Consider the following 25,062-nt stretch of genomic DNA (forward strand, 5'->3'; position numbering starts at 1 on the left):
CGTGACGATCGTCAGCAGGTGCGGCAGTGAGCGTCCGAGCCGGTCGAGTTTCCAAACGACCAGCGTGTCGCCCGCGTTTAAATAGTTGAGGCAGGCTTTCAGCCCCGCCCGGTCGTCGCGCACGCTGGATGCCTTGTCGGTATGGAGATGCCGATGATCGACACCAGCTGCAACCAGCGCGTCGCGCTGGAGATCGACCGTCTGGCGGTCGTCGGCTGACGAAACCCGCATATATCCGACCAGCATGTACGACAAACCCTCGAAAGCATATTCTCGTACACTCTATCAAAGCGACAGGGTTTATCGATCATTTACACCGAAGGCGGGTGTGGTTCGGCCAAAGTGCAGGCCCTGGGGTGTCGGCAATCATGTGTTTTCCGACTGACCTTGAACTCCGGTACGGTTTGCTTGCCGCTAAGCCTAGGAGTTTGGCGACATTTCGAGGTTCGGGAGTCATATAACAAAAAGCCGACATGCCCACCTTGATCACCAAATGTCGAACGGCAACTAGTTTGAAGAATATTGCGATATGGCCGATCTACTCGGTGAGTATGGTTTTCTAAGGTTGAGAGGAAAAATCGATGCGCGCGCAATCAGCCGGTCAGACTGACAATAGTCCCGCGCATACAGAACACGATCCGAGCGATGCGGCCGATGGCACGAAAATGTCAGGCTGGTCGAGGCTTTTCAGGACCATATCGACGCTCAACGTCGCATCGTTCATCAGCCTGTTTGTCGGCCTCTGCTATTTCTATAATTACTCGTACCGGAAAGCGTATTTTGGGCCATTCGGTCTTGATGCGGAGGTCGTTCCCGTCTCGGTGCCAGACGCGGTGGTCGATGGCTTTTTCGGAATTGTTGCCAATGTATTGTTGGTCGTGGCCATTCTCGCCATTGTCATTCTAGTATATGTCGTGCTCGGGTGGTTCGCCACTCATTATTTGGAAAGATTTGCGAGGCGCCTCCGAATCCCCTCGAGCCAGCCGATGCCTCATCCCGCCCTCGTTGAGCTTGGCGCGAGCTTCGGTTTCCGTACATCCTACATCGCTTCCATCATTGCGATAGGCACGATGATGGTCAGCTTACTCGCGCTTGCCGTGATCGGGGTGCCAGCGGAAAGAGCGGCAAGTAAGGACGTGAGTGCGCTGAGAGCCAGGGTCGGCTCGAGTAAAGCGCGATGTGCCCGTTACGACGTCAAAGGCAGTGCCGACCTGGTAGGTTGGCGCATCGGCAGTTCGCCGGATCGTCAGTTTATCCTCGGCAACGATGATGCCGTTCATGTGCTCAGGTTCGACGATCTGGACCGGCTGCAACAAACCGCAGTGCCTTGCAAGGTAGTCGCGCCACCGAAGCTGCTGGTCCGGCAGCCGAAGCTCCAGGGTCATCCCTCCCGTTAGCAGCCGAGGTCATTATAATCGTTGGGCTGCGCCCTTCCGCTGATCCACACGCCAGCCGCCCGGGCATCGTGCCCACGGCTGCCCTGTCGCGTACAGGCGACAAACCGTGCCTCGATGTCAGGTCAGCGAGCAAGCGGCGGGCGAGGATCGTCGAGCAGCTCACGCCTGGGCGTGGCGTCCGATTGAAGCGTGATCTACCATGTTCAGCGCCTGTACCCAAACGTCGGGGGTTCCTGGGACCAGTTAGTCATGCTCGTCAGGCTTGCTCTACTCGAATTCGCCTTGAGCCATCCCCTTCCTTTCGACTCCTGTTGGCGGGGTGGTCTGCTTCTCGTCCCAGAGCGCCTGATCGATCAGGGCCAGCACCTCTGGCCGAACCCGTTCGGACACGTCGTCCTGTCTTAGGCCTCCGGTTCTACCTCGATCGGGCAACGCACCGCCCTCGCTGCCGGCCTGCCGTGCGCCTCCAGAACGTCCCGATTGGCAATCGTCAGCCGTTTCCCGCCTGAGCGTCGGTGAATGCCTGCTCGCCTTCCCATGTCGGCGGGCGCAACGAGCGCGCCGCTATTCGCTTCGCCAGAAGCCAACTCGCCGCCAGGACGCGCGCGACTAGTTCGGCAAGGTCCGCGTGCATGTCGCCGCCAAGCTAAACGTTGCGTCAGCTATCAACGGGGCGCTGAATAAGCTGTTCTGCTTGGGCACGCCGGAATAGGCCGGGTATCTCAGTTTTCACTCCGCGTGACCGTGCGAGCTTGCTGACTGCGGTCCGGTGTAGACCCAGCTTCCGGCTCACCTCACCTGTGCTCATATAAGTCCTAGCGAAAAGCTGGGCGGTCTCCATACTTATCTCGCGGAAGGCAGGGCCTGGCCCAAGCAGGAACTCCGAACATCGACTGAAATGCGGAGAAGAAAGATTCATGATTTCCGCAACGTCTGATTTTGTTACCATGCAGCCGCTCCAGTTCATGCTCTCGATTTCCTGAAAACACTGTAGCGACAGAACTTCTCCTGATTCGATCATGATACGTTGCACGATCGAGGCTTCGCCATCGGCAGCGCGTGCCGGCAGTTTACCGTCGATGATCGCTTTGATCACCCTCGCCCAAGGCTTTGGACGCCCGCCAATCCGCCGCATCACCTCTACAAGGCTGACTGGATGCGCATCGTTTGCCGGAGTTAGACTGCGAGACAACGCATCCCGCAAGGTTTGCATGCTGTCTCGAGCTACAGCGAGTTGCAAATAATCTCCACGACCAGGGGGTACGGGTGCAGCTCTCACCAAGCCAAGATGAACCATCTCCCTGATGGCGTACGTCGGCACGCCGAGCATCTCTGCGGCATGGATTAGTCGTAAGCGAGGCCGATTGTGGGCAAGCATCCCGGCCACGGCTTCTTGATTGACGAGAACTTGCAACCTGTGCCCGTCGAGCGCCAGGAACGAAGGCAGTTTGCCTGCCTTGCGCATCTCCAAGAGCGTCTGCCGGTCGGCACAGGTCAATTTGGCTATTTTCGCGATGGTAACGCCACGTGAGCGTGCAGCCCGGCAGCGCTCAACGAGCTGCGAAAGAAGGTTCTGTACGGCAGGTGATAATCGCGGATCGTTGTGATCGCACAGCACTTTATAAAATGCTTTGCACGTACTCCCATCTTTTCGACTACCGCCGATGTTAAGCTTTTCGGCAACATGCTGCTCGATGGCGCCGGGCCAGCCGGCTAAAAAGGGCCACGTCGCAGCCAACGCGGGAACTACAAAATTCCGAGAGCTGTCAAGATTAAGAGATCTATCGGCAAGTAGTGGCGCTACCCGTCGATCGATAACCGGTGCGAGCGCGAAAGCGAGCTCGAGAAGATGTCCGCTGCTTAAGTCTTCCAGATCCGGCGGCAGACCACGACGTGCGACCCTTCGTTTTTCTGGGTCATGGTGGATCAAACCTATAAGCATTTCGAGGTAATTGCGTAGGTTCTCGGGCACTGGTGTTGCTTGGGCGCGCGTGAGTGGTTCTGCGCAATAATCACACAGTTCGACGCCTGCTGTACGTCGCCAGAGCTGACGGCGTCGACAGGACGGGTTTGGACAATGTTCTTCGAGATACTCCCATGTCTCCGTGCAGATCGGGAGCTGGCGTATTTGCCACAGACCACGATGATGCGCGGACATGGACAAAGCTTGCGGTGAAAAGCGCCTGTAGGTAAATTGCATCAAATTCCGAGATACGAGCGTCCCGAAGAAACTCAGCATCTTTGTTCCGGGCGACCATGCCGGCGAGTGTAGCCGAATGCTTTCAGGATCGATCCCAAGGCAATCGGCGAGAACTTCCAGACCCGCATCATCACAAAAAGAAGCATGAGGGCGGTGCGCGCCGATTTCTCGTGTGACGTCGGTGATTTGCGACATTCTGGGCATGTGATGGGCCGCCGCGACGCGCGCGACATAACCATCCAAAGACTCCCCCGCAATTATAGGAAGAACGCGTCTGACACGCCACGGTGAGAGGGCTGCGCTCATTGAGCGCCTTGCCTGGCAAACGGGTTGCTTTGGCAGAAATCGCGCGGGATGCAGTAGCTATCGACCGCCTCTGCCAAGTCGTTCCGGTCGATAGAAGCTCGGTAGTCATGCAGCGCTGTAGCCATGGCGGCGCGCACGATCTTGCAGATGCGCCGCACCCGGCCTGCCGATGCCTCCCAGAGCGGTCGCGCGGTGCCTTCGTCCGCGAGGCCTGACAGGCAGGCCAAGATGCCTGCACCCACCATTGCATCGTCGAGATCGGCCAGGAAGCTCGTGAAAAGTGCGCGGTCTCCTTTTGTATCCCAGCGTAGCGGCGAGAGATCGACGTCGTCATCGAGGCGCTCCATCAGTTCCGGCACTTGCGCCAAGACAAATCGCGCATCTTCCGATCCAACAAAAGCCACCGGCGCGATGCCAGAGTCCATGATCTTTTCGCGGATGGCTGTTGCCATCGGACGGCTCATTCGAGGTCGGCGGGCGGCGCGGTTAAACTCGTCGAACACAACGAGCTGCACACCGCAGCGCTGCATCTCGGCGATCGCTCTTGGCCAGCGCGCCTTTTCGTTACCGACGTCCGGCCGAGCAGCCCCAAGCGCCTGCAGGATCGAGGTTGGCAGGGAGTCTGTTGTACCGGCTCCGGCCGTTTCAACGTGGAGCAACGGCTTGCAGCCCTCGTCCGCCGATGCTTCCAGAAGACGGCGAAGTGCGACGATGGACTCGGTTTTGCCGCAACCATGCGGCGCGACGAGCATCGCGCCGCCGCACGGAGCATGTGCCGGGCGACCTAATGCCGCGATGCGCATCTCGTCGAGCGCTGCCACGACTGCCGTCTGCGGCGGGTAATCCACGCGAATCGCGTCGAACCTCGCCTTGGCCTTGCCGACGCGGGCGGCTGCACTCGCGGCACTTTCCTGCTCGCGAGCCGAACTGGATCGAGCGATCATTGGTAGCCTCCCTTGTTCATGCGCAGCCGGCGCTCGCGGACCGGGGCATTGGGTTCGATCTGCCCTTCGCCGGCGTGCTCACGGCGGCGATCAAGCGCCGACTTGGCTGGTTTGGCGCGCGGATCCGGTCGTGACGAGAGGATGTCCTGATCGAGCGAGGTCAACTTTGCGCGGTCATTGGCGATGAAATCACCAAGCGTGACCGACGATGCTCCCCCGTGAACAAAATCGACGATGTTCCCCGTGACCTGCCTTATGCGTGGCACCTCGATGAGGGTCGCCAGTCGCTTACGCGAAGCGGCAAGGTCGCCAGGGCTGATGTTGCGGATGGCGTCGATCAGATGGCCGCGGGCGTTCATCCGCTCCTCTTGTGTGTTGAACGCCAGTCCCTGCTTTTGCGCCGCGCGTTCGATCTGCTCGTGCAGCCACAGGGGCACGCCGCTGCTGTATCTCTCGTCGGCGCACATCAGTTCGACATATTTGCGGGTCTTGCGGTTCCAGACATGGATGCGACTGATGTCCATGCTGTCGTAGCGGAACTCGACAGTCGCGGTGGCATCGCTGCGCCGCTGGCGGCGCGGCTCGATGGGCACGAGGTCTCGCAACAGTTCCGGCACAGCCTGAATGTCGTGATAGCGCAGGTTGAAGGCACGGATGCCGGTGGGCGAAAGCTGTGCGCCGGAACGCACCTCCATCACGTCGCGCGCAAAGGACGCGAAATCTGCAAAATCATTGATGCCGAAGCGATTGATGTCACGTTCGAACACGAGCGAGGGCTGCTGGCCGCCCAGGCCGTCATGCGGCTCGACATTGTATGACGCTACGATCTGGTTCGCGATCGCCTCCAGTTCATCGAGCATGACGATAGCCTGAGCCTCGGCGTCGTAGCCCCAGCGCCGAGCATCGTTGAGCGTCAACGCTCTCCCTGGAAGCAGACGGGTGATTTGATCGTTGAGGGTCTTGATAGCCCGCTCGCCGATCGCCCGGTAGGTCGGCTGCTTAATCGGGCAGAAGCGCATGGAGAAGCCCGCATCGCGCGCTGCAGCTTCGAGGGTGTGACTACGAAACTCGACGGCGTTGTCGAGGATCAGGCAGCCAGGCTTGCCGCAAAGCATGGCAAGAACGGGGTACCGGCTCGCCATGGCTGGCGGGGGACGTTTGGGCAGCACGATGCGGCGCAGGATCTCACTGACCGACCATCTGGATGGATCGTGGAAGGTAATCAGATGGCCGACGATCGCGCGGCTTTTGACGTCGATGGCGAGTGTTAGCCACGGCCGCCCGAGAACCATCTGTAGGGCCGGGCATACGACATGCACGTCAAGCCAGGTGTGATCGACGATCACGTGTTGCATCACGAAATCGGCGGTGAGCGGCTTGCCGGCTCCTGACCAATCCTGTTTGACGGCCTCTACCTCTATGGAGGTAGCCAGGGTTTTGTCCGATTCCAGTTCGTTGAAGCGGCGTCGCACGGTGCGCTCCGAGCAGATTCCGAAGGGCTCGCGAGGCTTGTCGATGGATGGGTGACGCCCGTCGTTCACCAGACTTAGTTGGTAGGAATAATCGGCATGGATGTCCGCGACCGTGCGCCCTGCCTTCCTGCCCTCGAGTACGCACGTCCAAAGGAGCTGCTGATTGATGCCGCCTTCCTGCGGACGCATGATCTGCCTGCCCGACAGCGGGACCATATGGCGGGGATGACGGTTCCCGATGCTGCCACGGTTCCTGCGCCAGTTCTTGACCGACGATGCAGAAGGTTTAGGTCCGAACTGACTAGCCAGCGCAGGGGTCCAGCAATCTTCCAGGGCGACCTTAATGGCGCCGATCCCTTGCGGAACGCCCCTCTCGTCAAGGATCTGGCAGGCGGTCGCCATGCGCAATGCGCGGGCCGAGATCTCACCCGCCTGATCGCGCGTCCATTCCGCTGCATCGTTGTAGTTGCGGATCTCGTCCGATGAACGAGGCATTCGCGTAACGGCATCGCCACAGTGCTGCATGAGCTGGAACTGCTCGACGGTCGGCAGTTCAAGCGATCCGTCCTTCTGCTCATACTTGAAGATCTCGCCTGTTATCATGTGGGCAAGTTGGATCCGGCCGTGAGAATAGGCAGGGCGATATTCAGCTCCGCGGACGTCGATGACCGCGCCGGGGGAAAAGCGGATATGCGGCATAAGATTTAGTCCCTTCTGGGCGCGCCGGGATATCGCCGGCATCCTGATGATACCGGCGAGAAGCGCGGGGAATTGAAAGAGGATGACGCCCGGACTGCGGACGCAATCAGGCGCTGAGCAGACAATGCTGGCTCAGTGGATGGTCACCGGCGTTGTATCCAGGAGCGGGCGAGTCAGGTCGACTTCGATCCGTCGAGCTACTGTCAGCGCCTGAAGCACGGCTTCGCCCGTGCGGGAGCAGTGAGGAGCAACAGCTCGGGCGGCGCTGCCGAAGCAAGCATCCGCACCCACCTGCCGCGCGTGCCCCTCAAGGCGCTCGATGTGCTCCGGCAGAATGGTCACGAACCTGCGCGAGCAGAATAGCGTCACGTTGCGGCGGTGGACCAGGCTGTCCCAAATCTGGTGGCGCAGAATGACCTTGAACCGGATGCCGTGCTCATCGCAAATCGTATGAACTGCCGTAAGCTTGGCGCGGTATTCCGGATCAGCAAGGTCGCGCTCATCGCGCTTGATCTCAATAAGCGTGACCGTGCCATCAGACGCAACCAATTCGACGTCCGTGGTGTAGATCTGCATTTTCCCGTGGCGCTCGAATTCAAAGCGTACTGATTCCGATGCTACCCGCACCACAGGGAATTCTACCTCGGCACGAGTCAGAAAGTCGTATTGTGCCGCACCCTGCCAGTGAAGGACGCGCCGTGCCTTGCGGCTTACGTACCAGCCATTTTCATGAGCGAGCCCGCCGTTGAAGGTGCGCAGCGCGCCGCCATCTTCGGCGCGGATCATCCGCACGTGGTGCGCATCGCTGTGCTTGTCGCGGGTGAACTTCGGGGTTCGGTCGACCTCTGGGCGAAGCACTGACTTCGGCGGGTGATCGTGGCCTGCGGCTTTGAAACTCATGATCGTTCCTTCCATTTCGCGACTTTGTGCGATGGACGTGAGGGGACATGATCCGGGACGGGCCCGAACCTTGACAGGTTTCACGGAATGAAGGAGATCAGGGCTTACAAGGTCTCTGATCTTCTAAGGGCCTCGCTGGGTGCAACCGGCGGGGCCTTTTCATTTCCGTAGCTTTGGGATGTTTTGGCGCGTCAGCGCGTCAGCGCGTCAATCTGCTACTACATCATCGTTCTCCTCCCGCTGGTTGCGGATAATGCGCGGGCCAGAGCTGGGCAGGGGTAAAAGCTGCTGCCGCGGCTATAGCCTCTTCGACCCGGCGCGAGCGCACGAGGCCTTTGGAAACTCTGGTGACGGTGCTGGGGCTGACGCTTAGATCACGGGCGATCTGCGACAGCGACGTGCCTCGGCGCTCCAGCGACCATTTGATGTGTCCGTGCCAGTTGTCGCTGCCCATTGCCTGCCTCGCTGGAAGTGCTTTGCGCCAAATCGCGACGATAGTTTGCCTTCGCGACTTCCAACAAGAACGAATCACATATTGATTCGTGCTGTCAAGAGGAGTGATCTCGTTCGTAAGAGAAACAGGCGCGAGACGTTCTAAATTAACGGCCCCGTAAACTTTGCCAACTTCGTCTCTATAACGATATTAGACAAGGATGAGCTTTGTGCAATATCGTCTTCGAATGTATTCTTATACAAATTTGGCGGAGAACGCTCTACGTCCATCCTGTGTTTTCAGTCAGCTGCCTTCAACGACATTTACTGCCTGCTGCGCAATTTTCCTCAGAGGAGGTCGGTCAAATTCACGCATGCGCTTGTGAAGACCTAGGCGTCAGGTCCTACGAGACACCGCGTTGGACAGCCCACCTGAAAGCTTTCGCCACCCTGCCCCGAAGGTTCAGCGATCAGGACAAGACTGGTCCGGTCTTTTGCATTATGAAAAATGCATGCGCTCTTTAGGCAACGTGGAAGCAATCAGCAGAGCTTTCGCACTCGAGCAAACGCCGTTTCTGTGGAATTTTTGGGTGGAAAGCCGCCCGTCCGTTTTAGACACTCCGATGGCGTAAGCGGACCTCTGTTCATGAAGCCTGCAGCGGCTGCTATCCGCGTGCAGAACTGGTCGGTCGCAACACGGCTCGACAATGCGCGGTTGGACGGCTGGGAGGGGCTATAACCGACAAGCTCAGCTTTCGGGCGGCCAATCCCGGCAAGCGTTGCTATTCCCACCCGCTGCATAGAGTTTCTACACGACACTCGAGGCGGAGGAGCGATGATGGACACAGCATCCTGGCAAACCGAGGCGGTGGCGGCGCTGCGCTCCGCGCGCACCGCCTACCGCACGGAACTGCGCGGCGGCCACACGCCGGTGCCGCTCTTCCCCTCCGCCCCCCGCCTCGCCAGCGCAATCGCCTATCTGTCGGGCGCGCTCTATCCCCGCCGGATGGGCGATTACGCCGGGGCGGAGGCGCAGGAGGACGGCTTCGTCGCGGATCGGCTCGCAAGTGGCCTCGACCTGCTGCGCGGCGAGATCGCCAAGGAATTCGCCTATTGGCAGGACGAGACCGCCACCCCGTTCGATCCCGACCAGCCCGATCTGATCGCCCGCCTGTTCGCCGCCACGCTCGGCGAGATTCGCCGCGCGGTCGATGCCGATGTCGAGGCGGCGTTCCTCGGCGATCCCGCCGCGCGCAGCGTGGACGAGATCCTGATCTGCTATCCCGGCGCGATCGCGGTGCGCTATCACCGCATCGCCCACCAGTTGCACGCGCTCGGCGCGCCGATCGTGGCTCGGATCATCTCGGAAATCGCCAACAGCCGCACCGGCATCGACATTCACCCCGGCGCGACGATCGGGCCGAGCTTCTTCATCGATCACGGCACCGGCGTGGTGATCGGCGAGACCGCGATCATCGGCGCGCGGGTCAAGCTGTACCAGCACGTCACGCTTGGCGCGCGCAGCCCGCTCGGCCTCACCCACGTCACCCCGCGCGACCGCTACGCGCGGCATCCGGTGCTGGAGGACGACGTCACCGTCTATGCCGGCGCGACCATCCTCGGCCGCGTCACGATCGGCGCGGGCAGCACGATCGGCGGCAACGTCTGGCTGCTCGACGACGTGCCGCCCGGCAGCGTGGTGACGCAGCCCGCCGCGACCGTCGCCGACGCCAAGATCGCCGAGGACCTCCGCCTCACGCTGGCGGGGCGCAGCCATTGAGCGCGTGGTCAAACCCGTGGCCGCGCCAGTCGGCCTGCGCGCGCCGGCCGGTGATCGGCGTGCTGTGCTGCAACGAATTCTCGCAGCGCCCGGTGCAGGCGGTGGCGACCCGCTTCGTCCAGCCGCTCGCCGATCTCGCCGGCGCGGCGGTGGTGCTGATCCCGGCGGTGTCCGATGCGTGCGACGCGCTCGCTTTAGTCGACCGGCTCGACGGATTGCTGCTGACCGGCTCGCGCTCCAACGTCGCCGCCACCCGCTACGGCGGCCCCCGCGCCGACAACGGACCGGTCGACGAGCAGCGCGACGAGGTGGCGCTGCGCCTCGCCGCGCATATGATCGAGGGCGCCCGCCCAGTGTTCGGCATCTGCCGGGGATTGCAGGAGCTGAACGTCCTGTTCGGCGGCACGCTTACCAACGGACTGGACGCGGTGCATCACTGCGGCCTTGCTGACGATCAGTTGTACGATCGCCATTTCGACCATCGCCACGCCATTGCGCTAACCGAAGCGGGTACGCTGCGCGCGCAGGCCGGCGTGGCTGGCGAGACGGTCAATTCGGTCCACCATCAGGGTATCGAGCGACTCGGCCGCGGCCTGACGCTCGAGGCGACCGCTGCCGACGACGGGCTGATAGAGGCGTTCTCCGCCCGGCCCTGTGGCGCGGACGTGCTGGCGGTGCAATGGCATCCGGAGTGGGATGTCGCCACAAGCCGCGCGAGCGTGGCGTTCTTCGACCGGATCGGTGCGGCGCTGGTGGCCGCGCGGGGTTAACGGAAGTGACAAAGCACGCGTTTGCAAGACGCTGCGCGTTCGTCCGCCGTCCGCTCCATCACCTGACCCAATAACAACGAGGCAATGCAATTCGGCATCTCCCCATTGCAGCACTGCAAGGCTTGCCGCCGGCGACGCAAGTAGACGGCCCCAATCGTTTGATTAGCGCAAATCTTCGGCAGGACGGCCAACCACATACGGCCGAGATCGCCTTTCGGTAACGAACGTCTGAAGCTGGGCAGCAGATAGGGCGTGGGGACTGGCCGGGTTTGGTTTTAGCAGTCGTCAAAAGCTTGCTTAAGAACCGCTGTCGGTTGCCGGGCACAGATCAACGATAGGTCAGCCTGCTAGCTCGCACCATCTCGCTGATCCACCCTGTGAGAAGGGTCGAGTAGATCCGCTGGTGCTGGGGATCACGCATGGCATGCGATGCACCTTCGATGATCCGATGGCTCAATGAGTTCGTCTGACGGAACGCTGCTTGCATGGAGAGCAGCGCTTCGCGCGGGATCTGCTCATCCTTGCCGGACTCAACGATCAACACGTCGCCACGATAAGCGGCGCAGGCGGCAAGAGCACGGTCGCCGCCTGCTTGATGCGGTTGCTTACGGTAGGCGCGAACGACATCCTTATCGAGCATGGCTTTGGGCGTGTCCCAGTGCTCGTCAGGGTAGAGCGCGGGCACACGCATCGCCAGCCAGCGGACCGGCCGCAGGGCTGTCAACAACATCGCAAGATATCCGCCGTAGCTGGTGCCCACGACCCCAATCGCCGCTTCGTCGATCATCGGCTGGGAGGCGAGATAGTCATAGGCAGCCAGAACGTCGTCAAGACTATCCTGACGTGTGACCTCGTCCTTGCTAGCACCGCTGTCGGCATGACCGCGCAGGTCGAAGGTGAAACACACGCAACCGAGGCGAGCGAGCTCCTCCGCCTGGGCAAGATCCTCGGCCTGGTCGCCGCCCCAACCATGGATGAACAAGAAGCCAGGAACCGGCGCTTCGGGGCTGAGTAGCGTGCCCGCGACCTTCTGCCCGCCAACCTGAAGGGACACTGCGCCTTCGTCGATCTCCGTTAGCTCCGTCAAACCAGCCTCACTGTGTATTTCGTCATAGCTCCTACAACGGGATCAACGCCTAGATAATAAACGATAGCGCCGGCCGGAGGATTGACGACATCATAGATCTCGACCGTTGAGCACCGCACCGATGTCGTATCAGGCTCCAACCGCAGCACCTCGAACGCCGCGATCTCGGCTCCGCTGGCTCCGCCTACACGCCAGGATTGCTCCAAGACGCCGATGCGACGCACCCCAGCATGGTCCATCCCTTCGATAACGTCGTAGTTGCGCCTGGTCAGAACCACGTCAGGGTACGCCAGCTGCGCCGCACGATCGAAGGTGGTTGCACATTGGACAGCTCGCTTCAGGGAAGGGGATAGGTCAAGGACGGTCAAGGCCTCGAAGTCGCCGCGAACCACGAACAGATCGGATCCGCCGTAGACCTCGCGTCCCTGATGGTCGTTCGTGAGGTTCTGGCTTCCCCAGTAACTGATGCTTTCACCGCCAAGCTGAACCGATCCGACACTGTAAGTGACCACGTCCGTCAGGTTAGCCTCGATCACGATTCCGGTGCGGGAGAGAGCGTCCCAGTCTTCAAGGTCGAGAGCGGCATCAAGGGCAACCTCATCGTACACAACGAGCTGACCAAGCCCCGCCTTTCCACACACGCTTTTGAGCCTTACTGGCCCATCGCTCAAAAGCCGCCGACCAGCTCGCGCAGCATCAGGCTGGCTGAACGCGGTGAAGCCTGTCAACGCGGCATCGCCCATCAGGTGTGCCATCATCATCGACCAGCGATCGGGCCTGGCGGCATCATCGTCGATCAGCGGATGGGTGATAGCCTTGGTGCCGATGAACATCGCAGGCACGATGCCCCCTAGGATTGTAGCGTCTCCGACCGGCTGTTGCAGCGCAGCCGTGTCCAAGGTGTCACCGGGAACAAAGAGGCGGCTGCTCGTCAGCGCGTCCTGTTGTTGATGATCGGGCAAACGAGGAATGTCGAGATATGCGGCGATGCGCGCGAGCAGCTGATCGCGTGACGATCGATCATGCTCGTTTCCCCATTCGCCACGTCGATCGATCAGCGCCGCAACGCCCTCGAAGTTCGGTCGAGCCGTACGAAGATGAATTGGTGTAGGCGTGCCTTCAACGCCGATTGCTGTCGTACCAAGCATAGCGCTGCGCTCCGTCTTGATGTGAATGATGTGAACGCTTCTTGGTCACGCTTGTTCAAAAGAAGCCGCTCGAACGATTGCCAAATCTAGCATTACCGGCAATCGACGATCGTGCTGCGATACGGACCCGATAGCTGCTAAACGAAAGATCAAAGCTGGTAAGTCGCACAGCACGCTCGAATAGCCGCAACTGGGTCATGCTGACGCGTAGAGGTGTCAGTGGTGTTCAGCCGCCGGAGTGATATCAGCCCGGTAAATATGCCACGCGAAAGCCGATGTGCGACGCGCCAAGATCATGCTCCTGCGCCTGCCATGCCGCCGGGCGGTAGTTCGCGCAGTAATTCTCCGCGCACAGATACGATCCGCCTTTGATGAGGCGGCGGCCGGGGGCAGGGGCGTCGGTGGTCCATTCCCAGACGTTGCCGATCATGTCGAACAGGCCGAAGCTATTGGCGTCGTAACAGCCTACGGGTGCGATGCCGACATGACCGTCGTCGCCGGTGTCGAGAATCGGGAACACGCCCTGCCAGCTATTGGCGATCGCCCGGCCGCCGGCATCGACCCAACTCCTCGCGGGACGCGGGCCGGTCTGGCCGCCACGCGCGGCGCGTTCCCACTGCGCGGCGCTCGGCAGCCCGCCGCCCGCCCAGCGCGCGTAAGCGGCGGCATCCTCGTAGCTCACCTGCACGACCGGATCGTCGGAGTGGCCGGCGAGCGTGGTGGCGGGGCCGCGCGGGTGCCGCCAGTCCGCACCGCGGATCATGTGCCACCAGCTGCGCGGATCGTCGAGCGGGACGGCGCGCGGCGGCATGATGAACACTGGCCCGCCGCCCTCACGCTCAGCGGCAGTGACATAATGGGTCGCCGTCACGAACCGGGCGAACTGGCGGTTGGTCACTTCGTGGCGATCAATGCGGAACGCGGCCACCGCGATGCGCCGGCCGGGTGCGCCATCGCCATCCTCGCCGTAAGCGACGACGCCCGCCGGGATCGCCGCCGCACCGTCCGGCGCGTGGCAGCGCGGGGCGGGCGGGGCCGCCGCGCCGAGCAGCGCAAGCGCGATCAGGCTGGCGACGACCTTCACGGCAGTTGCTTGCGGTCGGCGGGCTTGGTCGCGCCGTCGGCCGGCGGCAGCACCACGCCCTTGGCGACGGCATAGCGGCCCCACGCGGCGACCAGTTCCTTCAATACCGCCGGCTGTTGCGCGGCGAGATCGGTGTTTTCACCGGGGTCGCGCGCGAGATCGAACAGCTTCCACTGGCCGTTGCCGCGCTCGATCAGATAGCGCGAGCTGCCGGGTGCGAGATACACCGCTTTCCAGTTGCCGCGCCGGATCGCGCGGCCGTCGAACAATTCCCACGCGACCAGCTCATCGGCGGGGTGGACGGGCGCGGCGTCGCCGGCGATCAGCGGCACCAGGCTGTGCCCTTCGTAGGGCAGGATTGGGTGCCCGCCGAAGCTTGCCGGTTCGCTTAGCCCCGCTTTGGCGAGGAGTGTCGGCGCGACGTCGGTGATGTGCACGAAGCTGTTGACGATCCGCCCACCCGCCACGCCCGCGCCGCTGATGAATGCGCTCGTGCGGATGCCGCCCTCGGTCGTATAGCCCTTGACCAACCACGACGGCGCGGAATTGGCCTGCGCCCAGCCGGAGCCGTAGCCGACATACGACGTGCCGTGGCCGATGTTGGCGACAGAGTTGTCGATATGCAGCGCCGCCACCGCCGCCGGATCGACCCCGGCCTTGCGCGGGCCGTCGATCACGCCGCCTTCCGGTCCGTTGTCGGCGGTAAACACGATCAGCGTGTTGTCGAGGTCGCCCGAAGCGCGCAACTGGTCGATCACGCGTCCCACCGCGCGGTCGAGGTGATCGACCATCGCCGCATAGACCTCCATCCGCCGCGCGCTGTCGGCGCGTTCCTGTGGGGTGAGCTGCGCCCACGGCTTGACGCCGACCATCGCATGCGGCGTCGCATCCGCCGGCACCAGCCCCAGCGCCTTCTCGCGTGCCAGCCGCTGCGCGGCGAGTACCTCATACCCCTCGTCATAGCGGCCCTTGTATTTGGCGATGTCAACATCGGGCGCCATTAGGGGCCAGTGCGGCGCGGAGAACGGTAGATACGCGAAGAACGGCTGGCCGCCCGCGCGCGGTTCGGCAAGGAAGCCGAGCAGCTTGCCGGTGAACAGGTCGGTCGAATAGGCACCGGCCGGGAAGGGCACTTCTTTCAACCCCTCGCGGTACGTCGCCCGCTCGACCTTGCCCCAGGCGGCGTTCTGGTCCGCGCCGAAATGGTTGCCGAGCCCTTGCAACAGCGCGAACGAGCGATCGAAGCCGCGCGCGGCGGGGGAGCGTTCCGGCGTCAGCCCCAAATGCCACTTGCCGGCCATCATCGTCCGGTAGCCGCCCTGCCGCAGCAGTTCGGCGATGCTGGCGACGCGATCGTTGAGATAGCCTTCGTAGCCCGGTTGCCCGACTTCGTTCGGGGTCAGCATCTCCGCCATCGTGCCGAGGCCCGCCTCGTGATTGTCGACCCCGCTCATCAGCATCGCGCGCGTCGGTGAACAGGTCGGCGCGGTGTGCCAGCCGGTGAAGCGAATGCCCTGAAGCGCCAGCCGGTCGAGATTGGGCGTGTCGATCTCGCCCCCGAACGCGCCGAGATCCGACCAGCCAAGATCGTCCGCGACGATCAACAGGATGTTGGGCCGCTTCGCCTGCGCGGTCGAGGGATGGGCGGGCGGCGCGGCGGCGGCTGTCTGCGCGATCGCAGATGGGGAGAGCAGCGCGGTGGCGGCGGCGAGGGCGGTCGGGATCAGGCGCATCCGTGGTGGCTCCATTCGGCGAGCGATGGCCAAGGCTAGTCGTTCGCGGCGCAAACGTACCACAAAGTAAATCCATATCGTAACGATGGGAATTGTTTGTCGACGCTGCGGCGGCCGGCTGCCTAGCCTTAACGCACAGGGACGGCAGCACGCCGCAAACCATTTTCGGGGGTATACGCATGCGCTTCGTACATGCCAGCCGAGCGGCGCTCGCCGTCGCGCTCGCCATCGCCACGCTGTCTCCGGCGCAGGCCGCGCAAATCTCGGCGGCAGCGGCGGAGGGCACCGCCACGCCCGCGCCACAAGCCGATGCCGCCGTTACCGAGGACATCACCGTGACCGCGCGCCGCCGGGTCGAACGTAGCCAGGACGTGCCGGTCGCCGTCACCGCGATCGGCGGGCGGCAGCTCGAGGCGACCCGCACCTTCAACTTGCGCGACGTGCAGCAGCTTGCGCCCAGTCTCACTGTCACCGTCACCAACCCGCGCAACACCAGCATCAACATCCGGGGGCTGGGCAACAACGTGTCGGTCTATAACGACGGGCTGGAACCGGCAGTCGGCGTGTATCTCGATCAGGTCTATCTCGCGCGGCCGGGGCAGACGGTGTTCGATCTCGTCGATCTCGACCGAGTCGAGGTGTTGCGCGGGCCGCAGGGCACGTTGTTCGGCAAGAACACTTCGGCGGGCGCGGTCGTCATCAGCACGCGCGCACCAAGCTTCACGCCCGAGTTCGGCGGCGACGTATCCTTCGCAAATTGTAATTTCCGGCAGGTGCACGCCTTCGCCAGCGGGCCGCTGGTGGGCGATACGCTCGCCGGGCGGCTGTCGATCAGCGTCACCGACCGCGACGGCTTCAACACCAACCGCTACGACGGCAGCCGCACGCAGGATTATCACGACATGAGCGTGCGCGGGCAATTGCTCTACAAGAGCGGGCCGTTGAACGTCCGCGTGATCGGCGATGCCGGCAAACAGCACGCGACCACGGCGGCGGCGGTGCTGGAAGGTGTCATCCGCACCTATACGAACGGCACCAATTTCGCGAACAACTACACCGATCGCGCCGCCCGGCTCGGTTACACGCCAGTGCCTTACAGGCTAACCGGGCGCTCCGTCGATGTCGACGCGAACCCGCGCTACCGGATGTGGCAGGCGGGTGTCTCGGTGATCGCGGATTACAGCCTGCCCGGCAACACCATCACCTCGGTGACGGCGGCGCGGACGTGGCACTGGTTCCCGCACAACGACGGCGACGGCACATCGCTCGACGCCGGCCGCGATTTCCACCAGAGCAACGTGCAGAAGCAGATCAGCCAGGAACTGCGCATTGCGTCGGAAGGCACGCGCCGGATCGATTACGTCGGCGGGCTGTATTTCCTCTATCAGGATATCAAGGCGCACGCGGTCAACACCTATGGGTCGCAGGCGGCGGGCTGGTTCCTTGCCCCCTCGACCGATCCGGTGGTGGGGGCGGCGGCACTCAACAATTACGGCTATTTCAGCGATTCCGAACCGGTCACCAAAAGCTACGCCGGCTTTGCGCAGGCGATCTGGCACGTCACCCCGAAACTCGATCTCACCGGAGGGCTGCGCTACACCTACGAAACCAAGGACGGCTATTTCAACCAATACGCCAGCGGCCAGAGCCTGGCCGCCCTGACGCCCACGCAGCAGGTATCGGCACAGGCGATCCGCGCGCGCTTCGGCGTCGCCAACCGCTACACCGCCGAAACTAGCGCGGGCCGCCTCTCCGGCCAGGCGACGCTCGCCTACAAGATCACGCCAGACGTGCTGGCCTATGCGACCTACGCGCGCGGCAACAAGTTCGGCGGTCTTAACCTTGCCAACATCAACGTTGTCGGCGCGCTCGCCGCCAACCCGGTCATCAAGCCCGAGACGATCGACAGCTATGAAGGCGGTATCAAGACAAGCTGGTTCGGCGGCAAGCTCACTGCCAACCTCGCGGCGTTCTGGACCGACGACAGCGATTTCCAGACGACCATCGTCGATGTCGAACGCAACGGCGCGAGCTTTTTTACCAACGTCGGCGCGGTGCGTAGCCGTGGCTTCGAACTCGATAGCCGTGCCGTACCCACACGTTGGCTATCTCTCTATGCGTCTGGCACCTACGATGATGCGCGCTATGTCTCCTATCCGAACTCGCCATGCCCGGTGGAAGTGACCGGGCAGGCGGTCTGCGATCTGTCGGGCGCGCGCCTGCCGGGGGTCAGCAAATGGGCGATTTCAGCCGGCGGCGAAGTGCACACGACCGCCGGCGAAGTGTATGGCCGCGATGTCGAAGTCTATGCCGGCAGCGACTACAGTTACCGATCGAACTTCTACACCACCGCCAACCTGTCGGCCTATTCGCTGATCGCGGGCTATGATCTCGTCAACCTGCGACTTGGTCTGCGATCGAGCGATGGCGTGATCGATCTTCAACTGTGGGGGCGCAACGTCTTCGACACGCATTACGACCTCACCCGATCTGCAGCGAACACCGGCGCTGTCACCTATACGCCAGGAGATCCCGCGACGTATGGCGTGACGATAAGAACACGTTTCTAAGTGCTATGAATTGGTGGATCAGTCGCGCCGCTTGGTGACTGATTACATGCTAGTATCGCTACGTCGATTGCTAGACGAATAAACGAAGTTGGGCGGCGAACAAGACGTCGTAGTGGCCACATGTGGGTCAACGTACTGACGAATCTCGCGATTCATCGTATGCGCTCACCGCTTCTGACATGACGTGCTCATGATCCAGTGCCCACGAGCAGAGCGCTTCGAAGGGTTCGCGAAGTGAGTGGCCTAGCGATGTAATGGTATAGACTACGCCAATCGGAGTGGTCGGGATCACAGTGCGCGTGATCAGTCCATGACGTTCCAGGCGCTTCAGTGCATCGGCGAGTGACTTGTGTGTAATGCCGTCGAGCCGTCGCTTGATCTCATTGAATCGCGCCGGCTGAGGACACAGCACGGTCAGGATCATGATCGTCCATTTGTCGGCGATCTTGTCCAGCACTGGCCGGATGCGAGGCACGTCCATCATCGCCTTGCACGACAGAGCCTGCAGCTCGGTATCACTCGCCATATCTACGCTACTCCACGTGCGTTCTTGATAGCAGATATGCTTTGTATATCTGGTTTGCCATCTCGAACGGAAGGGCTGAAGATGGCAAGAATGGCAGGCAAGGTCGCGCTGGTGGTCGGTGGAGCGAAGGGAATTGGTCTCGCGACCGCCCGCGCGCTAGCGAAGGAAGGGGCTACGGTCCTCCTAACTGGACGTCGGTCGCACGAGGTCGCTGCTGCGGCTGAGAGCATCGGTCCATCGGCGCACGGCATCGAAGCCGACGCGGCGTCCCAAGGCGATCTTGAGCGGGTCGTGGCCGAGGCCAAGCGTCTGCATGGTCGCATTGACGCGCTGGTGCTGAACGCCGGATTGTCGGAGCCGGCTACGATCGCCGAGGAGACCGGCGAGCATTTCGACCGGCACTTCGCCGTCAACGTGCGCGGCGCGCTGTTTGGGATCCAGGCGTCGCTGACCGTGCTAAGTGACGGAGCATCGGTGGTGCTGGTCGGCTCGATCGCCGACGTGATGGGCGTGACGCCGTTCAGTACCTACGGAGCGACCAAGGCGGCACTGCGCTCCTATGCGCGCAGTTGGGCGGCCGAGCTCGCGCCGCGTCGCATCCGCGTCAACGTCGTCGCGCCGGGGCCGACCGATACGGACATGATGGCTGCGGTATCCGAGGAGATGCGCCAGATGCTCATTGAGCCCATTCCGCTAGGTCGCATGGCACGCACCGACGAGGTCGCGGCCGCTGCTGTCTTCCTCCTCAGCGACGAAGCCAGCTTTATCACCGGCGCAGAACTCTGCGTCGATGGAGGCATGCGACAGGTGTAGCCAGAGAAACGAGCGGCGCCTGACGCGTGGATCAGTTGAATCCCCGCGATCAGCGCCGCTCGTTCCCAGTGGGCAGTGAGATCGGCAAACCGTTCAAAAACACTGCGGGGAGCACGTCTCGCCCCCTGAACGAATGACCGCAGTTGTGCGGCAAGGAACAAGCCGCGAATGTTGGGAAGTGGGTCTTCTGGGCTAGGGACCGGGAGCGGCAGTTTGTCGCATCTAGGCCTTGCCGGTTGCCACCCTTTCAGTAGTGCGAGGTCTAATGTGATTTACCCGGGATCGCCTGCGTACGCTCACGATCACCGCGACCAAGCCGAACACCGACGCGGCTGCGCCGGCGAGCGCCACGGCAGGATATCCTAGACCGGCTGCAATCACCCCTCCACCAAGCGCGGCACCAATTGCATTGCCCAGGTTGAACGCGCCGATATTCACCGCCGAGGCGAGATTTGGGGCATCGGCGGCCGCATGCATGACACGGACCTGAAGCGGCGGGACCAAGGCGAAGCTGGCAACGCCCCACAGGAAGATCAGGAGAGCGGTCGGCTCCTTGAACGGCATCAGCACCGCAAAGGCGACCAAGATCAGCGCAAGCAATGCCAGCGTAACGATCAGCGTCCGGTCGACCGAGCGATCGGCATAACGGCCACCCAGCCAATTGCCGACGGTGAGCCCGACGCCATAGGTCACCAGCATTGCGGTGACGAAGCCGAGTGAGGCATGCGTCGCCTCGCGTAGGATCGGCGTGATGTAGGTAAACACCGTGAACATTGCGCTCGCACCGACGGCGGTTAGGCCGAGCGCGCCGAGAACCGGGCCGCGCGTGAGGACGCGTAGCTCAGCCATCGCATTGCTGGCCGTCGGCGCGGGGAGAGCGGGCAATGTCAGCCTGAGCGCCGCCATCGTCATAACGCCCAGTGCGGACACGCCCCAGAAGGACGCGCGCCAGCCAAGATGCTCGCCCGCCCAGGTCGCCAGCGGCACGCCGACAACATTCGCAATCGTCAGCCCCATGAACATCGCCGCCACCGCGCCCGCGCGGCGCTCGGCCGGCACGAGGCTGGCGGCTACGACTGAGCCGACACCGAAGAAGGCACCGTGGTTGAACGAAGTAAGGATTCGGGCCGCCAACAGCATGCCATAGCTGTCCGACAGCGCCGCCAGCACGTTGCCCGCGGTGAAGATGCCGGCCAGCAGGATGAGCAGTGTCCGCCGGGGGACGCGGCCGGTCGTCAGCGTCATCAGCGGAGCGCCAATAACGACACCCAGCGCATAAGCGCTGATGAGCAGCCCAGCGTTCGGGATCGATACGCCGAGGTCGTTTGCGATAACTGGCAGCAGTCCCATCGGGGCGAATTCGGTGACGCCGATGCCGAACGCGCCGATGGCGAGCGCCAGCAAACCGGGGTTGAGTTTCATCGTTGTCGTCCTCAGACCAGCGGCGGGTTCAGGCGGGCAAAGCCCTCCTGCTGGTGATAGGGGGTGTGGGGATAGGCTGGCAGCACGGCGCTGGCCGCATCGAGCACCTTGACCTGATCGAGTGACAACGCCCAGCCGACCGCGCCGAGATTGTCGCGCAACTGCGCCTCGTTGCGTGCGCCGATGATCACCGAGGCGACTGTCGGGCGGCGAAGCAGCCAGTTGATCGCGACCTGCGGCACGCTCCTGCCGGTCTCGGCGGCGATCGCCTCGAGCGCGTCGATCACGCGATAGAGATGCTCGGCCTCGACCGGCGGTGCGAACTGCTCGGTATCGTGCAGCCGGCTGCCTTCGGGGATCGGCCGGTCGCGCCCGATCTTGCCCGTCAGCCGACCCCAGCCGAGCGGGCTCCACACAAGCGCACCGACGCCCTGATCGGCAGCAAGCGGCATCAGATCGCTCTCATAGGCGCGGCCGATCAGCGAGTAATACACCTGGTGTGCAACGAGACGGGGCCAGCCGTGGCGATCGGCGATCCCTTGCGCCTTCATCAACTGCCAGCCCGGGTAGTTGGACACCCCGGCGTAGCGCACCTTGCCTGCGGCAATCAGCATGTCGAGCGTGCCCATCACCTCCTCGGCGGGCGTGGAGGCGTCGAGCGCGTGGAGCTGCAGCAGATCGATATGGTCGGTGCCGAGCCGGCACAGCGACGCTTCGACCGCACGGACGAGCCGCGCGCGCGACGCCCCCCAATCCTGAGGTCCGTCGCCCATCGGCAGGCCGGTCTTGGTCGAGATCAGCACGGCATCGCGCCGCCCCTTGATCGCGGCTCCCAGCACCGTCTCGGATGCGCCGTTGGAATAAACGTCGGCCGTGTCGAACATCGTGACACCGACCTCGAGGCAAACGTCGATCAGCCGACGTGCCTCGGTCTCGTCGCTCTGGCCCCATGCGCCGAAAAGCGGCCCGGTGCCGCCGAAGGTTCCAGTGCCGAAGCTCAACACCGGTACCCGAAGGCCCGACGAGCCCAATTGCCGATAGTCCATGCGCGCTTCCTAACTGATGTGTCTGTGCATAGATGGACCATCTGGAGATGACCGATAAGCCAGCCGCAGCGCGAAGGACTTGTGATATGGACGCAAAGCTGAGCACCGGCGCCGATCGTGCTCGAGCGCTCGAGATCTTCGCAGCGGTAATGCGCACAGGCAGTTTCTCCGCCGCCGGGCGGACCCTCGGCCTGACACCCTCTGCGGTCGCGCGGTCGATTGACCGGATCGAAGCGAGGCTGGGTGTGCGCCTGCTGCTCCGATCAACACGGGCGCTGACGCCGACGGCAGAGGGGCAAGCCTATCTCCAGACCGCGCGGCGCATCCTCGCGGACCTCGACGATGCCGAACGGCAGCTTGCCGACCAGGGCGCTCCGCGAGGCCGTCTACGGATCAGCGCCGCGCTCTCGCATGGGCGACTCCGTATCGTGCCGCTACTCGGCGCATTCGCCGCGCTCTACCCGCACATCTTGATCGACATCGCGCTGAGCGACGGGATCGTCGACGTCGCCGCCGGACAGGCGGACGTCGCCATCCGGTTCGGCGCGCTCGCCGACAGTCTGCTGACCGCACGAAAACTCGGCGAAAGCGGCCGGGTAATCGTCGCGGCCCCGGACTATCTGGCTCGGCATGGCACGCCGGCCGTGCCCGAGGACCTTCACGCGCACAATTGCCTCAACTTCAACTTTCGCCGTGCCGAGCCCATCTGGCCGTTCCGCCAGGACGGTCGGGACATCGTCCTGTCAGTGAAGGGGAATATCGAAGCAAACAACGGCGAGACCCTCGGTCAACTTGCAGCCGCCGGCGTCGGCGTGGCTCGCGTGGGCGCGTTCAGCGTAGTCGATGATGTCGCGGCCGGGCGTTTGGTGCCGATCCTCGAAGACTTCAATCCCGGTGACGTCGAACTCATTCACGCCGTTTTTGTCGGCGGGAGCCAAACCCCTGCGCGGGTCCGAGCGTTCGTTGACTTCCTGTCCGAGCACCTCGCCGATTAGCCGGAATGCGTGGCTGAGGGGGGACTCTCACGTTTAAGCCAGAGGTCGACGTCTGCCAACTGGTCAAACGCTCCTATCCCGTCTGCCTCTTCCTGAAACCTGCCCGACCGCATCGATAATCCGAGACATTCTAACCTGAACGAGCGGCGGTTTTGGGGAACCGGCAAGAGCATCGCAGATGGCTGCAACGGGTCCATGTGACGTCCGACCCCGTGGGGGCCGGACGCAACGCAGCACTAACGTCTTTTCGGCTCAGCCATGCGGGCGCATGACCACCTTGATAACGCCGTCCTCCTTGTCGCGGAACTTGGCGTACATCTCGGGCGCGTCCTCCAGACTGGCCGGATGCGTGATGACGAAGCTGGGGTCGATCGCGCCGGCCACGATCTTCTCGAGCAGCGGCTTAGTATAGCGTTGCACGTGGGTCTGTCCGAGCTTGATCGTCAGTCCTTTGTTCATCGCCGCACCGAGTGGCAGCTTGTCCCCCATGCCGACATAGACGCCGGGCACCGAGACGGTGCCGCCCTTACGGCAGCTAATGATCGCCTGACGCAAGACGTGGACGCGATCGGTGGCGAGCATCATGCTTGCTTTGACCTTGTCCATAACGGCGTCAGCTGCACCGTGTGCGGCCGCCTCACACCCGACCGCATCGATGCAGCTGTCCGGTCCCCGCCCCTTGGTCCGCGCCTGCAGTTCGTCATAGACGTCAGTCTCGGCGAAGTTGATTGTCTCGGCACCGCCAGCCTCAGCCATGGCGAGCCGCTCGGGCAGCTCGTCGATCGCAATGACGCGCCCGGCACCCATCATCAGCGCGGAGCGAATGGCAAACTGGCCGACTGGGCCGCAGCCCCAGATGGCGACAGTGTCGCCTGGTTCGATCTGAGCGTTCTCAGCGGCCATGTAGCCGGTCGGGAAGATGTCGGAGAGGAATAGCGCCTGGTCGTCGGTGACGTTGTCCGGTATTTTGATCGGGCCGATATCGGCCATCGGCACGCGGAGGTACTCCGCCTGGCCACCACAATAGCCGCCCAGCATGTGGCTGAAGCCGAACAGGCCGGCAGGCGAGTGGCCCATCGCCTTGGCGGCCATATCGGCGTTCGGATTTGTCCGGTCACAGGCCGCGAACAGGCCCTTGCGGCAGAACCAGCAGTCGCCGCAGCTGATCGTGAACGGCACCACGACCCGGTCGCCGATCTTGAGGTTGGTGACCTCCGAGCCGAGCGCGACGACCTCTCCCATATTCTCATGGCCCAGGATGTCGCCTGCTTCCATGGTAGGCTGGTAGCCATCTAGCAGGTGGAGGTCTGACCCGCAGATCGCGCAGGCGGTCACTTTGATGATCGCGTCGCGCGGATGCTTGATTTCGGGATCCGCTACAGTGTCGACGCGGACGTCGCCCTTACCGTGCCAGCATAGTGCGCGCATGTCTCTTCTCCGTGTAGGCAGGAGCTCCGCCAAGATCGGAAAAGCAACTGAACCACGTCAACGTCTCAGAGCGCGACATGGGCTCGGAACCAAGCTTGTCATTGTGAACGAACTTCCGGTTGCGAGCAGCGATTGGAGAGACGGAGTGTCCGCAACTGGGTCTTCGAGGCGGTATCGTCTACCGCAGTTCCTTCGTGGCGAGCCTGCCGCCCGTCCATGCTAAGACGGGCGGCACCTTAGACTTGACGTGCGGCGGCAATATCACTTCGGGAAATGAATCCCACAAAGCTTATTGCCATCGGGGTCGCGA

General features: G+C 62.8%; 19 protein-coding genes. 6 read left to right on the plus strand and 13 right to left on the minus strand.

What is annotated here, in order from left to right; all coding sequences use genetic code 11:
* Positions 1 to 246, minus strand: a 246-nt coding sequence (locus tag OXR00_RS19290) for a recombinase family protein (protein WP_267389850.1), incomplete at its 3' end; no start/stop codon positions are given.
* Positions 247 to 581: 335 nt separating this feature from the next.
* Between OXR00_RS19290 and OXR00_RS19295 the strand changes: the two genes are divergently transcribed.
* A complete protein-coding gene (locus OXR00_RS19295) occupies positions 582 to 1,397 on the plus strand; it encodes a hypothetical protein (RefSeq protein ID WP_267389851.1) in 816 nt (271 codons plus the stop codon).
* 658 nt (positions 1,398 to 2,055) lie between these two features.
* Here OXR00_RS19295 and OXR00_RS19300 read toward each other — a convergent pair.
* From OXR00_RS19300 to OXR00_RS19315, 4 genes are all read right to left on the minus strand, one after another.
* Positions 2,056 to 3,903, minus strand: coding sequence for a TniQ family protein (locus OXR00_RS19300; protein WP_267389852.1), 1,848 nt, complete (start codon positions 3,901 to 3,903; stop codon positions 2,056 to 2,058).
* The gene (locus tag OXR00_RS19305) at positions 3,900 to 4,847 is read right to left on the minus strand and encodes a TniB family NTP-binding protein (RefSeq protein ID WP_267389853.1); all 948 of its coding nucleotides are present in this window, start codon (positions 4,845 to 4,847) and stop codon (positions 3,900 to 3,902) included. The genes OXR00_RS19300 and OXR00_RS19305 overlap by 4 nt, the downstream gene beginning before the upstream one ends.
* Positions 4,844 to 7,018, minus strand: a complete 2,175-nt coding sequence (locus OXR00_RS19310; protein WP_267389854.1) for a hypothetical protein — start codon at positions 7,016 to 7,018, stop codon at positions 4,844 to 4,846. The genes OXR00_RS19305 and OXR00_RS19310 overlap by 4 nt, the downstream gene beginning before the upstream one ends.
* A gap of 132 nt (positions 7,019 to 7,150) precedes the next feature.
* Entirely contained in the window at positions 7,151 to 7,918 is a 768-nt protein-coding gene (locus tag OXR00_RS19315; RefSeq protein ID WP_267389855.1) for a TnsA endonuclease N-terminal domain-containing protein, read from the minus strand.
* 1,270 nt (positions 7,919 to 9,188) lie between these two features.
* Between OXR00_RS19315 and epsC the strand changes: the two genes are divergently transcribed.
* Entirely contained in the window at positions 9,189 to 10,130 is a 942-nt protein-coding gene (epsC, locus tag OXR00_RS19320; protein ID WP_267389856.1) for a serine O-acetyltransferase EpsC, read from the plus strand.
* Positions 10,127 to 10,900 carry a gamma-glutamyl-gamma-aminobutyrate hydrolase family protein gene (locus OXR00_RS19325; RefSeq protein WP_267389857.1) on the plus strand — a complete coding sequence of 258 codons (774 nt, stop codon included), beginning with the start codon at positions 10,127 to 10,129 and terminating at the stop codon, positions 10,898 to 10,900. The genes epsC and OXR00_RS19325 overlap by 4 nt, the downstream gene beginning before the upstream one ends.
* Positions 10,901 to 11,228: 328 nt before the next feature.
* Here OXR00_RS19325 and OXR00_RS19330 read toward each other — a convergent pair whose 3' ends face one another.
* From OXR00_RS19330 to OXR00_RS19345, 4 genes are all read right to left on the minus strand, one after another.
* Positions 11,229 to 11,987, minus strand: coding sequence for an alpha/beta fold hydrolase (locus tag OXR00_RS19330; protein WP_267389858.1), 759 nt, complete (start codon positions 11,985 to 11,987; stop codon positions 11,229 to 11,231).
* The gene (locus tag OXR00_RS19335; protein WP_267389859.1) at positions 11,984 to 13,135 is read right to left on the minus strand and encodes a DUF3182 family protein; all 1,152 of its coding nucleotides are present in this window, start codon (positions 13,133 to 13,135) and stop codon (positions 11,984 to 11,986) included. Before OXR00_RS19335 ends, OXR00_RS19330 begins: the two co-directional genes overlap by 4 nt.
* A gap of 244 nt (positions 13,136 to 13,379) precedes the next feature.
* Positions 13,380 to 14,219 (minus strand): SUMF1/EgtB/PvdO family nonheme iron enzyme, encoded by an 840-nt coding sequence (locus tag OXR00_RS19340; RefSeq protein WP_267389860.1) that lies wholly within the window; start codon positions 14,217 to 14,219, stop codon positions 13,380 to 13,382.
* Complete coding sequence (locus tag OXR00_RS19345) at positions 14,216 to 15,952, minus strand: arylsulfatase (RefSeq protein WP_267389861.1); 1,737 nt, start codon at positions 15,950 to 15,952, stop codon at positions 14,216 to 14,218. The genes OXR00_RS19340 and OXR00_RS19345 overlap by 4 nt, the downstream gene beginning before the upstream one ends.
* Positions 15,953 to 16,131: 179 nt before the next feature.
* Here OXR00_RS19345 and OXR00_RS19350 point away from each other — a divergent pair, with 179 nt between their 5' ends.
* Positions 16,132 to 18,522: a TonB-dependent receptor gene (locus OXR00_RS19350; protein ID WP_267389862.1), complete on the plus strand. Its 2,391-nt coding sequence runs from the start codon at positions 16,132 to 16,134 to the stop codon at positions 18,520 to 18,522.
* 127 nt (positions 18,523 to 18,649) lie between these two features.
* Here OXR00_RS19350 and OXR00_RS19355 read toward each other — a convergent pair whose 3' ends face one another.
* A complete protein-coding gene (locus tag OXR00_RS19355) occupies positions 18,650 to 19,048 on the minus strand; it encodes a helix-turn-helix domain-containing protein (protein ID WP_267389863.1) in 399 nt (132 codons plus the stop codon).
* 90 nt (positions 19,049 to 19,138) lie between these two features.
* On the opposite strand from OXR00_RS19355, the gene OXR00_RS19360 reads away from it, so the two are divergent.
* Complete coding sequence (locus OXR00_RS19360; RefSeq protein WP_267389864.1) at positions 19,139 to 19,861, plus strand: SDR family oxidoreductase; 723 nt, start codon at positions 19,139 to 19,141, stop codon at positions 19,859 to 19,861.
* A 222-nt stretch (positions 19,862 to 20,083) separates the two neighbouring features.
* On the opposite strand, the gene OXR00_RS19365 is transcribed toward OXR00_RS19360, so the two are convergent.
* Both OXR00_RS19365 and OXR00_RS19370 read right to left on the minus strand, forming a co-directional pair.
* Entirely contained in the window at positions 20,084 to 21,283 is a 1,200-nt protein-coding gene (locus OXR00_RS19365) for an MFS transporter (RefSeq protein ID WP_267389865.1), read from the minus strand.
* An 11-nt stretch (positions 21,284 to 21,294) separates the two neighbouring features.
* On the minus strand, positions 21,295 to 22,329 hold the full coding sequence (locus OXR00_RS19370; protein ID WP_267389866.1) for an aldo/keto reductase: 1,035 nt from the start codon (positions 22,327 to 22,329) through the stop codon (positions 21,295 to 21,297).
* Between the two features lie 86 nt (positions 22,330 to 22,415).
* On the opposite strand from OXR00_RS19370, the gene OXR00_RS19375 reads away from it, so the two are divergent.
* Positions 22,416 to 23,324 carry a LysR substrate-binding domain-containing protein gene (locus tag OXR00_RS19375; RefSeq protein WP_267389867.1) on the plus strand — a complete coding sequence of 303 codons (909 nt, stop codon included), beginning with the start codon at positions 22,416 to 22,418 and terminating at the stop codon, positions 23,322 to 23,324.
* A gap of 252 nt (positions 23,325 to 23,576) precedes the next feature.
* On the opposite strand, the gene OXR00_RS19380 is transcribed toward OXR00_RS19375, so the two are convergent.
* Positions 23,577 to 24,752: a zinc-dependent alcohol dehydrogenase gene (locus tag OXR00_RS19380; protein ID WP_267389869.1), complete on the minus strand. Its 1,176-nt coding sequence runs from the start codon at positions 24,750 to 24,752 to the stop codon at positions 23,577 to 23,579.
* Between the last annotated feature and the right edge of the window lie 310 nt (positions 24,753 to 25,062).

This window comes from Sphingomonas sp. GC_Shp_3 (assembly GCF_026540945.1).
Lineage (GTDB): Bacteria > Pseudomonadota > Alphaproteobacteria > Sphingomonadales > Sphingomonadaceae > Sphingomonas.